Below are 13,852 nucleotides of genomic sequence, written 5' to 3'. Positions count from 1 at the left end.
ACCGCGCCGTCACGGCGCGGGGCCGTCCGCCGAGGGCTCAGCGACGGTACGCGGCTGTCGCGATCTCGACGAACGATCGGATCAACGGGTTGGGATCACCCTCGTTCCACACCGCCACCACGCGGCTCGGCGCCATGTCGATCAGCGGCACCACGGCCAGCTCCGCAGGCAGGTCGTGACCGAGCGGGGCCAGGCCGACCGTGCCGTTCCACAACACGGCCTGCAGGCATTCCTGCACGACCCGCACCACCGGCCCCTCGCGCGGCTCGCCGCCGTTCCAGTACGCCTGCCAGGCCGGGTCGGTGCCCCGCGGGAACCGGAACCAGCGCCGATCGCCCAGGTCGGCCAGCTTCAGCGTGCCGCGGCGGGCCAGCGGATCGTCCGCCCGCAGGACCACGCCCACCGGATCGGCGCGCAGTTCACGCACCGTCAAGGCGGTCTCGTCGAACGGCGCACGAGTCAACGCGACGTCGACCAGTCCGGCACGCAGGCCGCACGTCGGGTCGGTCAGATCGGTGTCGCGGATGCGGACGTCGATGCCGGGGTGGCTTCGACGGTGGGCGGCCGCCAGCCTCGTCGCTCCCGGATCGGTGCTGTCGCCCAGGATGCCGACGGTGAGGGTCGCGGCGCCCGCCGCCGCGGCCACCCGCGCGCGGACGCGGTCGGCCTGGTCGAGCAGGGCCCGCGCCTCGTCGAGCAGCACCGCGCCCACGGCGGTGAGGGTGACGCCCGCGGACGAGCGGGTGAACAGCAGAGCACCCACCTCGGTCTCCAGCCGCTTGATCGCCCGGCTCAGCGGCGGCTGGCTCATGTGCAGTCGCGTGGCGGCCCGGCCGAAGTGGAGTTCCTCGGCGACCGCCACGAAATACCGCAAGGTACGTAGCTCCACGCTGCGACGATACCCGGACGGCATCGGCGTCGCGGAAGAGGTCTTGGACAGCCGCAGGAACCTGGCGGTGCACTCGGAACATGGCCGAAGAAGCCGAGACCAGCCCACGTTCGGCCTTCCACGAAGGCCGCCGCGGGAATCGACACGTCACCGGCCACGGTGACCGCACAGGGGAATCATGAACATCACGTACGGGATCGTCGCCGGTCTGCTCGCCCTCTTCTACCTCTACTCGGGCGCGGTGAAGGTGCTCCGCAGCAAGGACCGACTCCGCCCGATGATGGCCTGGGTCGATCGCATGCCCCTGGCCGCCGTGCGGGCGCTGGGGGCGGTCGAGATACTCGGCGCGGCCGGGCTGATCCTGCCGCCCCTGACCGGCGTCGCGCCCTGGCTGGCACCGGCCGCGGCGCTCGGGTTCGTAGTCCTGCAGGCAGGTGCGATCGCCGTCCACCTGACCGGCGAGGACCGCCGGATCACCCTCAACGTCGGGCTCCTCGCCCTCACGTTCGTGGTCCTCCGGCTCGCCACCACATGGCTGTGACCGGGCACGGTTCCCGGGTGATCGCCTGGCCGTGACCGGGCACGGTTCCCGGGTGTTCGGCCGCGGGTGAAGCCGTCGCCCGAAACGCCGTCGGCGCGTCCGTCGCATCCGTCGGTCCGGCACCGACGCCTCCGCCCGCCCGCTGTCCGAGAGTCCGACCGCCGGCCGTCCAGCCGTCGAGCTGTCCGGCGGTCCGGCCGTCCGGCCAACCGCGCCCGACGGCCGTCCGCGGGCCGGGCGCAGGACGTGAAGGGTCAGAGATACGGCCCCTCCGGGGCAGGAGGCACGCGCCCCGCGGGCGCCGACGGCCTGTGCCCCAGCGGTATTTCCGGACCGTTCGATCAAGTCCGACACCGGTCCGCGTAGGCTTCGCTCAGCACGGACGCGGCGGGGGGCGAGGCACATGACGGCTCGGGCGGAACAGAGGTGGGGGTCGACCCTCGATTCGGTGGTGGTCTACGCGCAGGGCGCGGTCTGCCGTCGCCTGGCCTCGGGCAGCGTGCCGCCCGACGGCCGGGTGCGGGTGACGGGACTGCCCCGCTCGCTGGACCCCGGGTCCCTGCGGGCCCGTGTCACCGGGACACCCGGCGTGCGCGTCACCGAGGCACGGGTGGAGGTCGAGGCCGAACCGCTCGCCGAGACCGCCCCCGACGACCTGCGGCGCGAGGTGGAGCGACTGCTGGACGAGCGTGCCGCCGCGGAGGGCGGCCGGGACCGGCAACTGCGCCTGATCGAGGAGGTCAAGGGGCTGCGCCCGGTCCCGCCGGCCCGCAGGCGCGACGACCCGCACCGGCGTACGCCGGTCGACGCGTGGCTGGGGCTCGCCGAGTTCGTCGACGAGCGGCTGGCAGGACTGCACACGCGCCTCGTCGACATGGAGGAAGCGCTGGACCGCGCCGAACACGCGCTCTCCGTCGCCGCCGACCGGCTCGCCCGCGCCTCCACCGACGCACCGGCGGCGCACGTGCGGACCACGGTCTCGGCGGTGCTCACGCTCGACGGCGCCGGTGACGCGGAAGTGGAACTGGAGTACGGCGTGCCGGGCGCCGTCTGGGTGCCGACCTACCGGCTCACCTACCGTCAGGACGACAGCAGCGGCCGACTGGTGCTGCGCGCCTCGGTCGCCCAGCGCACCGGCGAGGACTGGACCGGGGTGCGCATCGCCCTGGCCACCGCCGACCTGCGGCGTCGTACCGATCTGCCCAGACTCCGCTCCATCCGGATCGGACGCCCCCAGCCCGCGCCCCTGCCGTCCGGCTGGCGCGAGCCGCCGACGGGCCTGGCCGACCTGTTCGCCGGGTACGACGTGGCACCCGCCCGGCCGGCCAGGACCGGCGCTTCGCCGGTTGCCGCAGGCCCGCCGGCCGCCGGCTCCGCGCCGGGCCCCGTTCCGCCCCCGCGGCCGACCGCGCCGGAGTACGGCGAGTCGCTCGCCGCGGCGCCGCAGGCGTACGGCCAGCCGGTCGCGGCCGCCCCGCCCGTCCACGGCGCACCGCCCCCGCCGCCTCCGCCGGGCAGCGCGGGCGGCGCGTATCCGCAGCCCTTCGGCGGCGGACCGAACGAGTTCGCGCAGCCGGTCCCGTCCCGACCGGGTGGCGGGGGTCGGGGCCGGGCCCGCAGCATGCCCGCGGCGGCGCCCGCCGCCCTGGCTCCGCAGGCCCCGGGCCGGGGGGCACCGCCCCCGGCGCCGATGGCGCCCGGCGGCCCCCCGCCGCAGCCCGTGGCGCCGACGCCCGGTCCGCCGCGGCCGAGCGGCGCCGAACTCGACTACACGGCCCTCGTGTTGTGCGGACCCGACGAGCCGGGCGGCCGCCGGGGTCTGCTGTTCCCGGACTCCCCGTTCGACCCGGTGGCGGCCGAGTACCGGCGCCGCGCCGAGGCGGTGACCGCGCTGCCGCTGCCCGGGCACGCCGTGCGCCCCCGGGAGTCCGCCGGTTCCTTCGACCACCGCTTCGACGCGGTCGCCCGCGCCGACATTCCCTCGGACGGCACCTGGCACACCGTCACCGTCGGCGAGATCCCGGTCGGTCTGCGCACCGAGTACCTTTGCGTGCCGTCCGTGGAGCAGACCGTCTACGCGACGCTGGTGCTCTCCAACGCCACCGACCAGGCTCTGCTGGCCGGGCCGGTGGAGGTCACCGCCGATGACGACTTCCTGCTGACCACCGCCCTGCCCACGCTCGCCCCGGGCGGCGAGTGCCGGGTGGGGCTCGGTCCGGCCCAGGGCGTGCGGGTCACCCGGCGCGCCCACGTGCACGAGTCGACGTCGGGGCTGCGCAGCAGCACGACCGTGCTCGACCACCGCGTCCACGTGGAACTGGCCAACCGGCTCGGCGAGCCCGTCACCGTCGAGGTACGCGAGCGGGTCCCGGTCACCTCCGACCCGGACATCCGGATCGAGGAACGGGCCGACTGGCTGGTCCCCCGGGACGGCGCGGGCCCGGAGCAGCACGCACCCGGCACCCGCGTCTGGCGGGTGGACCTGCCCGCCGGCGCCACCACCGCCCTCGACGGCGGCTACGAGATCCGCATCGCGTCCGCCAAGACGCTGGCCGGCGGCAACCGCAGGAGCTGACACATCTCATGTCCATGGCACCGGAGCCGATTCCCCTCCCCGTCACCGCCGTCACCTGTCTGGAGGACCGCGCCCACGTCGAGCGCACCGCCGTTCTCGCTCTGGAGGCGGGCGTCCGCAAGCTGCGCCTCGGGCCCGTCAGCGCGCTGGCCGTCGACCGTACGCTGCACGCCGAGCTGACCGCCGGACCACCGGCGACCGTGCTCGACGTCCGGATCGTCCGCGACTGGACGCCGCGCGGGCCGGGGCCCGCCGACGGCGACTCCGCACTGCGGCATCGCGCGCACACCCTGGAAGAGGAACTGCTCGCCCTGGGTCGCCGCCGCGACCGGCTGCACGCCCGCGTCGACGCGCTCGGGCGGCTCTCCGCCGACCTGCTGCGGGAGATCGCGGAGGGGGCCGGCTCGGGAGAGACCGAGGGACCGCGCTGGTCCCGCGAGCTGGACCGGGTGGACGGGGAGCGCGATTCCCACGGCGAGCAACTGCGCTCCGTGGAAGCCCGGCTGTCCGTCCTCGGCGCCGAACTCACCGAGGCTCAAAGGGCCTTGGACCTCGCCGAGGAGCAACCGGCGCAATTGTCGGGGTACATCGAGCTGACCCTGGACGCCACGGCCGCCGGACCGGCCGACCTGCGCGTCAGTCATCTCACCCCGTGCGCGCTGTGGCGGCCCGCCTACCGGGCCGTGCTCGACGGCGACTCCCTCACGCTGGAGACCGACGCCATGGTCTGGCAGCGCACCGGCGAGGACTGGTCCGACGTGCGGCTGACACTGTCGACGGCACGCTCGGCGCAGGCAACCGAGCCGCCCCGGCTGGGTGAGGACCGGCTGACGCTCCAGGACCGCACCCCCGCGGAGCGCCGCACCGTCGACGTCGAGCTGCGCGAGGAGGAGATCGCCGACCTCGGTCCGGCACCGGTGCTCGGCCTGCCGGGAGTGGACGACGGCGACGAGGTGCGGGTGCTGCACTCCCCCGCTCCGGTCTCCGTGCCCGCGGACGGCCGCGCCCACCGCGTGCCGCTCTCCTCCTTCACCACCACCGCGAGCATCGAGTACGCCTGCACCCCCGAGCTGTCCCCGCTGGTCACGCAGGTGGCGCGGTGCGACAACCGTTCGGGCCACGCCCTGCTCGCCGGGCCCGTCGACCTGATCCGCGGCAGCGGGTTCACCGGTCGCGGCACGCTGGACTTCACCGCTCCGCACGCCCCCGTCGAGCTCGCCTACGGCAGCCGCGACGACCATCGGGTGGTCCGGGAGACCGAGGAGACCCGCGACACCGCCACGCTGACCCAGCGGACGGTGGTCACCCGCACCGTCCGCCTGCACGTGTCCCGGTTCTCCTCCCCCGGCGAACAGGGCGACCGGGTCGTCGTCCTGCGCGAACGGATCCCGGTCTCCGAGGTCTCGGCGGTGGAGGTACGGCTGCGCGAGGAGGCCTGCTCTCCCGCCCCCGACACGACCGACGCCGAGGGCATCGTCGGCTGGAACCTGACCCTGCCACCCGGCGGCCGCCGGACCGTCACCCTCGTCTACGAGCTGTCGGCGAGCGCGAAGGTCGCCGGGCTGTGACACACCGTCCGCGGGTCCTGCGTCGTTCACCCGGCGCATGACCCCGCGGAGCGGGCAGACCCCGTCCTGCCGGCGACCCCCGCCGGCCGTTCCCGGTGACGGCCTCGCCGGGCCGTGGAGAGCGCACCCACCCGTCCGTTCGAGCGCGGGCGGGGTGCGTCAGGTCTAGAGCACGCGCAGGACGCCGACGACCTTGCCGAGGATCTGCGCCTGGTCGCCGCGGATCGGCGCGTAGGCCGGGTTGCGGGGCATGAGCCACACCTCCCCGTCCTGGCGGCGCAGCACCTTGACGGTGGCCTCGTCGTCCAGGAGCGCGGCCACCATGTCCCCGTGATCGGCGCTGTCCTGACGGCGTACGGTCACGATGTCGCCGTCGCAGATCGCCGCGCCGATCATGGAGTCGCCGGAGACCGTCAGGGCGAACAGGTCGCCGTCGCCCACGACTTGGCGAGGCAGGGCGTAGACGTCCTCGACCATCTCCTCGGCGAGCAGCGGGGCTCCGGCGGCGATCCGTCCGACGAGCGGCACGTCGACCCGGGTGTCGCTCCTGCCGCCCAGGTCGGGCGCCCACGAGGGCCGGACCCGGTAGGCGCGGGGTCGTTGCGGATCCCGGTAGAGCACGCCCTTGCGTTCGAGTGCCATCAGCTGGTGGGCCACGGAGGACGTGCTGGCGAGCTCCACGGCCTGGCCGATCTCGCGCATCGACGGCGGATAGCCCTGCCGTTCGACCGATTCCGTGATGTAGCGGACGATGGCCGACTGGCGGCTCGTCAGCTCTCCTTCGGCGGTCCGGGGCCCCGGGGGACGCCCCCGGCGGGCGGACGCGGTGTTCTCCATCCGGGGCACCTCCGTGCAAGATCGTTCGGAATGACCCTAACCTGTCATCCCCCATAAATGGAACACCTTATCGAATCCCGGCAGCTGAGGGTCCCGGGAGCCGGCTTCTGGTGACAGGCACCCCGCCCGGTCCTCCGGCACCCCCCGCGGTCCTTCCGCCGCTTCGGCCGTCAGGCGGCGTGCCGGCCTACGGCCCGGAGAAGGTGGTCGACGTCCTGGGGCGTGGTGGCGAACGAGGTGACGAAACGTACGACGCCCGGCTCCCAGCGGTCGTGGTAGAAGGCGTAGCCGTCCGCCAGGAGGCCCTCGGTGACCCACTGGGGCAGCCGGCAGAAGACGATGTTGGCGTCGGCGGCGCCGAGCAGGGCGACCTCGGGTACGGCTTTCAGGCCCTCCCGGAGCCGGGCGGCCATGGCTCCGGCGTGGGTCGCGTTGCGCAGCCACAGGCCGTCGGTGAGGTAGGCGTCGAGCTGGGCGGCGTGGAAACGCATCTTGGAGGCGAGCTGACCGGCCCGCTTGGCGCGGAAGGCCAGTTCGGCGGTGAGGGAACGGTCGAAGACGACGATCGCGTCGGCGGTCATCGTGCCGTTCTTGGTGGCCCCGAGGGACAGCAGGTCGACGCCCGCCCGCCAGGTCAGATCGGCGGGAGCGCAGCCGAGGGAGGCGACGGCGCCGGCGAACCGGGCGCCGTCCATGTGCAGCCGCAGTCCCGCCTCCCGGGCGATCGAACCGATGGTGTGGATCTCGTCGAGGGTGTAGACCGCCCCGGTCTCCGTGGCCTGGGTGACGCTCACCACCGAGGGCTCGACGCTGTGCACGTCCCCTGCCTTGTGCCTCGCGGCCACACGCAGTTCCCCGGGGTCGATCTTGGCGTCCTCGCCGCCGAGCGGCACGAGCTTGGCCCCGGCCGTGTAGAACTCGGGCGCCCCGCACTCGTCGTTGTTGATGTGGCTGTCGCGGTGGCACAGCACACTCCCCCAGGGCGGCGTCGACGCGGCCAGACTCAGCGCGTTCGCGGCGGACCCGGTGGAGACCGGCAGCACGTCGACCTCACGCTCGAAGACATCGCTCAGCCGGCGCCGGACCGAGGCCGTGCTGTCGTCGGCCCCGTAGGGCATGGCCTGGCCGGAAGCCGCCCGGACCACGGCCTCGACGATCTCCGGGGACGCGCCGGCGGCGTTGTCACTGCTGAAGACGCGGGCGACGGGAGCGGTGGCGGTCATGGCAGAAGTCCTCGCATGTCGTTGACGGTTCGACGCGGCAGGGGCGGAGCCTCGCACGGGGGGACGGGGCGTCACGCGGCGGGCCGGCGCGGGTCCGCCGCACGGATGAGCTGGTCCAGAGCGCCGTGGTAGACCTCGTGGTCGGTCACGGCGGACACGATCGCGGTCATATTGCCGGTCAGCGCCGGGAATTCACCGGGGTCCAGCGCGGCCAGGGCGGTGCGGGTCGCCGCCTGGGCGGACTTCGGATCCCGGTGGTCGACGAAGCTCGCGCTGCCGAGGGTGAGCAGGTACATGCGCCGGTAGGCGACGATCGCCTCCTCGGCGGTCATCCCGGCGGCAAGACTGTGGGCGAGCTGCGGCTCGACCAGGCGGGCCAGCAGGTGCGGACCGAGCCAGGGCCGCGCCCCGCGCAGGGCGAGCAGTCCCGGATGAGCCGCCAGCAGTCGGTACAGCGCGGTGAACCGGGACCCGGTGGCAGCCGCCCAGTCGGCGTCCGGGTCCACGTCCGGCAGCCGGGCGGCGAGATGGTCGGTGCACAGGTCCAGCAGTCCTGCCAGATCGGTGCAGCGACGCTGAAGAGAGGCGAGGGAGATCTCCAGGCGGGTGGCCAGCGCCCGGAAGGTCAGGGCCTCCGGACCGCCCTCGTCGATCAGGAGCAGGGCGGTCTCGGCGATACGGTCCGGCGTCGCACGGTCCAGCGAAGGAGAATGACGGGGCATGCGAGTCATCGTACGGTACGACGTATCGAACGAGGCGGCCCGCGGCGCCCGCCGAGGCAGCGGGGCCGACCCGAAGCAGCGCGGCGCCCACCACGTCGACCGGGTCCGCGGCAGGCGCGCACATCGGCACACGACACCGTCAGGGGCAGCGGGGCAACGGCACGCCAGTCACATCAGGCACGTCAGGCGCCTGCGCCCGGGCCCGGGGCCCGTGCGTCCACCCCTCAGTCGGCGGCTACCGCGCCGTCGTCGCGCAGCAGCAGGGCGAGCAGGCCGGGAAAGCGCTCCTCGAACTCCTCGCGGCGCAGCCGGTTGACCCGCTTCGGCCCTTCGTCGCGCTGTTCGACCAGGCCGGCGCCGCGCAGGACCGAGAAGTGGTGGCTGAGCGCGGCCTTGCCGACGGGCACGTCGAAGCTGCCGCAGCTACGCGTCCAGTCGGCGGAGCCCGCCAGGTCGCGGATCAGCTTGATGCGCACCGGATCGGAGACCGCGGACAGCGCGGTGAGCACGGACACCTCCTTCGGATGCGTGTGCACCGGCGCCGCACGGTGACCAGCGCTCGCAGCCTCGTTCGCCATGCCCCTCCGTCCCAACGTCCGCCCGACGGGACACCCGCGGAGCGCCCCGGCCGGTTGCCGAGTGTTCGACGGATATCTTACAGTCCCAGTGTTCGCTTCCCGTTGAACACTCATCGAAGGGTGCGGTGATCCGTCATGCGCGCGGTCGAGTTCCAGGAGTACGGCGCCCCGGAGGTGCTGCAGCTCGTCCGGGCCGAGACCCCCGAGCCCGGACCCGGTCAGGTCACCATCGACGCCGCCTGCATCGGCGTGAACTTCGCCGACCTCAAGGCGCGCGCCGAGGGATACCGGGTGCAGTCACTGCCGTTCCGGCCCGGCCTGGAGGCGTCCGGCCGGATCCGGGCCGTCGGTGACGGCGTCCAGGGGCTGCGGCCCGGCCAAGAGGTCGCCGCGCTGGTCGACGGCGGAGCCTACGCGGAGGTGGTCCTCGCCGACGCCGTCACCGTCTTCCCGCTTCCCGAGGGCCTGGACCTGCGCACCGCCGCCACTGTGCCCACCGTCGTGCCGACCGCGTACGCGCTGCTGCACGAGGTCGGACGGCTGCGTGCCGGGGAGACCGTGCTGGTGCAGGGGGCGGCCGGCGGCATCGGCACGGTGGCCGGCCAACTGGCCCGGGCGGCCGGGGCCGGAGCGGTCTACGGCGTGGTGTCGTCCGCGTCGAAGGCCGGCCACGCGCTCAAGCACGGCTACGACGAGGTGTTCCTCGGCGACACCTTCGCCGAGGACGTCCGCCGCGCCACCGGCGGCAAGGGGGTCGACCTGGTGCTCGACCCGGTGGGCGGCGACACCCTGCGCCGCGGCCTCGACGCGCTGGCCGTGTTCGGACGCCTGGTGTCCTTCGGCAACGCGAGCGGCGCCGAGCCCTGGCACGTCGGGCAGCCCGAGTTGTACGCGCAGGGCCGTACGGTCGGCGGCTTCTCCGTCCTGGGGCTGGCCCAGTCCGCGCCCGAGGCGCTGCGCGCCCTCGCGGAGCGTGCTTTCGGCACGGTCGCCGACGGCGTCGTGAACCTTCCGGTCACCGCCGAGTTCCCGCTGGCGGATGCGGCCGAGGCGCACCGGCTGATGGGCGGGCGCACGTCGACGGGGAAGCTGCTGCTGCGGACGACGGACTGAGAGCAGCCGCGACGACCCCGGCCTGCGCAGAAGAAGACGGCGGCGGTTCCGAGAGCCCTGGCCGCGAGGTGACACACCCGCTCCAGGTCGCCTCGACGCGGGCGACCCCGAGTAACACCTCGCACATTTGTCCTGCTCTGTACCGGACATCCCCCGGCCGGAATTTCGCCAGTAGGGTGAGCGGGCGGTCGAGCGAAAGACCCACCGCCACCGGGGAGTTCCGGATGTGCCGCCCTTTCGTCCGCCGCTGTTCCGGAACTTCGGGCGGCCGGGCTGTCATCGCGCCGCCCTGTGCCATCAGGGGGGCAAGCCATGCGGGTGCTCGCGGGCAGGTACGAGCTGATCGAGGCGGTAGGACGCGGCGGGATGGGGGAGGTCTGGCGCGCCACCGACCGCGAGCTCGGCCGCACGGTCGCGGTGAAGGTGCTGCCGCCGGAACTCACCCGGCACGAGGAGTTCCGGGTCCGGTTCCGACGGGAGGCGCGCACCGTGGCCTCCCTCAACCACCGCAACGTCGCCGTGCTGCACGACGTGGGCGAGGACACCACCGACGGCGAGACCACCCCGTTCCTGGTCATGGAGTTCATCGAGGGGCGGACACTGACCGCCGGTCTGTCCGACGGCGCTTTCACGGTCGTCCGGGCGCTCGAGGTGGCCAGGGACATCGCCGACGCCCTCGCGCACAGCCACGCCCAGGGACTGATCCACCGCGACATCAAGCCGTCCAACGTCATGCTGACGTCCGAAGGCGGCATCAAGGTACTGGACTTCGGGATCGCGAAGGTCGTCGCGGAGACCACCACCCGCCTCACCGCGACGGGCATGACGGTGGGCACTCCCGCCTACCTCTCCCCCGAGCAGCTCACGGGCCGGCCGGTGGACGGCCGCTCCGACCAGTACTCCACGGGCTGCCTGCTCTACGAACTGCTCACCGGCCGCCCCCCGTTCCTCGGCGACTCCCCCTTCGCGGTCATGCATCAGCACATCAGCCAGGAACCGGTCGCGCCCTCCCGGCTGCGTCCGCAGATCCCGGTCGTGGTCGACGACCTCGTGCTGCGGACCCTGGCGAAGGACCGGGAGGAGCGGCCCGGCAGCGCGGCGGAGCTGCGGGACGCGTTGGCGGACACCCTCGTCGCGCTCAGCGCCCCGGCGGCCGCGCCGAAGCCGCGGACCGCCGCCCCCGCGCCCGGCGCGCCGCCCGCGCCCGGCGCGCCGCCCGCGCGCGCGAAGGCCGACAGCGGGACGGGCCCGGGGCACACGGCGCTGGCGCAGCAGGAGACCCGGACCGCGCTGACGCCGCCCAAGCCCGTCGTCCCGCCTCCCGGTGGGCCGGTCGACCCGGTCCTGCCCGGCGCGGCGGACGGCGCCCGGTCTGCGCACACCTCGCCGACGAACGACGGCCCGTCGTCCGCGTCCGGCGAGCGGCGGTTCAGCATCGCCGCCGGGAGGATCATCGCCCTGCTGGGCATCGTCGTCTCCGGCGTGGTGACCATCGGCTATCAGGACATGTACGCGGACTCGGCCGACGAGCGCGTCGGTGTGCTGGTGGTCGCCGTCGTGCTGGGGCTCGCCCTGTTCCGCTGGCTTCCCGTGACCTCGACCCTGCTGTGGTGGGGGGCCGGGGCCCTGGTCATGGCGAGCGTCGCGATCGGCGGCGGGGTCGACGACTACGGGTACACCTCGGTCACGGAGTCCGACTTCAGCACGCTCTACTACTACGACACCTCCTACGGCGGGTACTACGAACTGCCGGCCGACTCCTCGGGCTACCGGCTCTTCGAGGACGACTACAGCGGCGGATACGATCCCGCGCAGGCCGACGTCAGCCACGACTACACCGCGCACGACAACGTCGAGATCCTCTCCGTCCCGGCCCTCGTCCTCGCCACGCTGTGTCTCGTCCGCGCGTTGAGCCGCCGACGCCCCTCGCCCCTCGCGGCGGCCGCCGGCCTGACCCTGGGCGGCCTGGGGGTGGGCTGGCTCGCCATCGGTCCGGACGATCAGACCGGAGTGTTCACGGTGGCCTGGGCCGTGGTCGTCGTCGCCGGCGTCGTCCAGGAGATCCGGGCCCGCCGGAACGCCCCGCCGCGGGTCCGCCGCCGGCTGCGGTTCGTCACGGCCGAGTAGCGGCGCCCGCCCGCTGAGCGGAGTCCGGGAGACCGGGTTCCGCTCAGCCGCTCTCGCTCCGGAGGCGTCCGGCTCACGACGTCGGTGCCACCCGGCCGTCCGGGGCGAACTTCGCGATCGCCGGCGGGGTGACCGGGGTGAAGAAGTTGACGAGGTTGCCGTCGGGATCACGGAACAGCAGCGACCGGTTGCCCCAGGGCATGGTGGTGGGTTCGTTGACGAAGTCGGTCACGAAGCCGGTCAGATTCGCGTGCACGCGGTCCACGTCGTCGACCAGGAACTCGAGAATCACGCTGTGGTTGTCGGCGGGACGGGACGAGCCGGGCGCGAACAGCGGGACCGTGCGGGTGCCGGCGATGGCGAGGGTGGCGCTGGAGGTGCCGAGTTCGGCGAAGTCCTCGGTGAACCACGTCGCGGACAGCCCGGTGGCCCTCTCGTAGAACTCGACGAGGCGTGCGACGTCACCGGTGATGATCCGGATCGAGACGAAGTCCATGGTGTTCTCCCTGGTGGTGGGCCGTTGCGTCTCGCACGCTAGAACAGATACTGGACAGGATCGGTCCACTATCGGCGATAGGGTCGGAACATGTCCCGACCCACCGGCCGCGTCCTCACCCTTCTGGAACTGCTGCAGTCCGGGGGCACCCGGACCATGCGCGAACTCGCCGACCGGCTCGGCGTGGACGGGCGCACCGTGCGCCGGTACGTGGACCAGTTGATCGACCTCGACGTGCCCGTCGAGTCGGTGCGCGGCCGCTACGGCGGCTACCGCCTCGCCCCCGGCTACCGTCTGCCGCCGCTCATGCTCGGCGACGACGAGGCGATCGCCGTGCTGCTCGGTCTGGTCGCCGGCCGCCGGGCGGGGCTGACGACCGCGACGGCCACCGCGAGCGAGACCGCGGCGGCCAAGCTCCGGCGGGTGCTGCCCGAGCGGCTCGCCCGCAGGCTCGACACGGTCATGGAATCCCTCGCCTTCACGGAGCCCCCCGCCGAGTTCGCCACCCCTGACGCCGCGGTGCTGCTCACCGTCGCCGACGCGGTGCGTCACCGCCGGCCGGTCTCGATCAGGTACACCAACCGCGACGGCCGGACCGGCGACCGCACGCTGCACCCGTACGGCGTGGTGACCCATGAGGGCCGGTGGTACGTCATCGGCTCGGACCCCGGGATCGGCGAGGAACGGACCCTCCGGCTCGACCGCGTCGCCGACGCGAGGACCTTGCCCGGGTCGTTCGAGGCGCCCACCGGGCCGGATCCGGCGCAGCGGGTCCTGTCCGGGTTCGCCACGGCGGCGTACCGCCACGAGGTGACCCTGCGGATCCACGGGACGGTCGAGCAGATCCGCGCCCGGCTTCCCGCGAGCGTCGCCGAGGTGGAGGATCCCGGCCCCGCGGCGGGCGCGGATCCGGCGTCGGAGCGCTGGCTGCTCGTCGAAGTGCGGGCCGAGCGACTGGACTGGCTGCCTCCCGTGCTCGCCTCCCTCGACCGGCCGTTCAGCATCGAGCGCCCGGACGAACTGCGCGACCTCGTGATCGCGTTCGCGGACCGCCTCGCGTCCCGCGCCCGGGAGACGCCGCCGCGCTGACGTGCGCCGTAAGGTGGATGGCGCGGATTCGTCCGTTCGATCCCTTCAGCCCCGGTCCCGCCGGCCCCGCCCCAGTCCCGCTCCAGCCACTCCC

The 13,852-nt window shown here is 73.8% G+C and carries 12 protein-coding genes; 6 read left to right on the top strand and 6 right to left on the bottom strand.

Features of this window, described 5'->3' with window-relative positions:
* Window positions 1–37: 37 nt before the first annotated feature.
* Window positions 38–913 carry a LysR substrate-binding domain-containing protein gene (locus J2X68_RS04145; RefSeq protein WP_310431045.1) on the bottom strand — a complete coding sequence of 292 codons (876 nt, stop codon included), beginning with the start codon at window positions 911–913 and terminating at the stop codon, window positions 38–40.
* Between the two features lie 154 nt (window positions 914–1,067).
* On the opposite strand from J2X68_RS04145, the gene J2X68_RS04140 reads away from it, so the two are divergent.
* From J2X68_RS04140 to J2X68_RS04130, 3 genes are all read left to right on the top strand, one after another.
* The gene (locus tag J2X68_RS04140) at window positions 1,068–1,430 is read left to right on the top strand and encodes a DoxX family protein (protein ID WP_310431044.1); all 363 of its coding nucleotides are present in this window, start codon (window positions 1,068–1,070) and stop codon (window positions 1,428–1,430) included.
* 403 nt (window positions 1,431–1,833) lie between these two features.
* Window positions 1,834–4,005, top strand: coding sequence for a DUF4139 domain-containing protein (locus J2X68_RS04135; protein ID WP_310431043.1), 2,172 nt, complete (start codon window positions 1,834–1,836; stop codon window positions 4,003–4,005).
* An 8-nt stretch (window positions 4,006–4,013) separates the two neighbouring features.
* Complete coding sequence (locus tag J2X68_RS04130; protein ID WP_310431042.1) at window positions 4,014–5,573, top strand: DUF4139 domain-containing protein; 1,560 nt, start codon at window positions 4,014–4,016, stop codon at window positions 5,571–5,573.
* A gap of 165 nt (window positions 5,574–5,738) precedes the next feature.
* On the opposite strand, the gene lexA is transcribed toward J2X68_RS04130, so the two are convergent.
* The 4 genes from lexA to J2X68_RS04110 all read right to left on the bottom strand — a co-directional run bounded on the left by lexA (window position 5,739) and on the right by J2X68_RS04110 (window position 8,933).
* Complete coding sequence (gene lexA / locus J2X68_RS04125) at window positions 5,739–6,410, bottom strand: transcriptional repressor LexA (RefSeq protein ID WP_310431041.1); 672 nt, start codon at window positions 6,408–6,410, stop codon at window positions 5,739–5,741.
* Window positions 6,411–6,580: 170 nt separating this feature from the next.
* Window positions 6,581–7,633: a low specificity L-threonine aldolase gene (locus J2X68_RS04120; RefSeq protein WP_310431040.1), complete on the bottom strand. Its 1,053-nt coding sequence runs from the start codon at window positions 7,631–7,633 to the stop codon at window positions 6,581–6,583.
* A 71-nt stretch (window positions 7,634–7,704) separates the two neighbouring features.
* The gene (locus J2X68_RS04115) at window positions 7,705–8,355 is read right to left on the bottom strand and encodes a TetR/AcrR family transcriptional regulator C-terminal domain-containing protein (protein ID WP_310431039.1); all 651 of its coding nucleotides are present in this window, start codon (window positions 8,353–8,355) and stop codon (window positions 7,705–7,707) included.
* Window positions 8,356–8,579: 224 nt separating this feature from the next.
* Window positions 8,580–8,933 (bottom strand): helix-turn-helix domain-containing protein, encoded by a 354-nt coding sequence (locus tag J2X68_RS04110; protein ID WP_310431038.1) that lies wholly within the window; start codon window positions 8,931–8,933, stop codon window positions 8,580–8,582.
* A 135-nt stretch (window positions 8,934–9,068) separates the two neighbouring features.
* Here J2X68_RS04110 and J2X68_RS04105 point away from each other — a divergent pair, with 135 nt between their 5' ends.
* Together J2X68_RS04105 and J2X68_RS04100 are read left to right on the top strand one after the other, a co-directional pair.
* Window positions 9,069–10,046 carry a zinc-binding dehydrogenase gene (locus J2X68_RS04105; RefSeq protein WP_310431037.1) on the top strand — a complete coding sequence of 326 codons (978 nt, stop codon included), beginning with the start codon at window positions 9,069–9,071 and terminating at the stop codon, window positions 10,044–10,046.
* A 312-nt stretch (window positions 10,047–10,358) separates the two neighbouring features.
* Window positions 10,359–12,173 (top strand): protein kinase domain-containing protein, encoded by a 1,815-nt coding sequence (locus J2X68_RS04100; protein WP_310431036.1) that lies wholly within the window; start codon window positions 10,359–10,361, stop codon window positions 12,171–12,173.
* 73 nt (window positions 12,174–12,246) lie between these two features.
* Here J2X68_RS04100 and J2X68_RS04095 read toward each other — a convergent pair whose 3' ends face one another.
* The gene (locus tag J2X68_RS04095; RefSeq protein ID WP_310431035.1) at window positions 12,247–12,669 is read right to left on the bottom strand and encodes a VOC family protein; all 423 of its coding nucleotides are present in this window, start codon (window positions 12,667–12,669) and stop codon (window positions 12,247–12,249) included.
* Window positions 12,670–12,759: 90 nt separating this feature from the next.
* On the opposite strand from J2X68_RS04095, the gene J2X68_RS04090 reads away from it, so the two are divergent.
* Entirely contained in the window at window positions 12,760–13,758 is a 999-nt protein-coding gene (locus J2X68_RS04090; RefSeq protein ID WP_310431034.1) for a YafY family protein, read from the top strand.
* The last annotated feature ends 94 nt before the right edge of the window (window positions 13,759–13,852 follow it).

Origin of the sequence: Streptomyces sp. 3330, from assembly GCF_031456635.1 — a bacterium.
In the GTDB taxonomy this organism is placed as follows: domain Bacteria; phylum Actinomycetota; class Actinomycetes; order Streptomycetales; family Streptomycetaceae; genus Streptomyces.
Note: the sequence above shows the minus strand (reverse complement) of the source record. Positions and strands in the feature narration are given on the sequence as shown.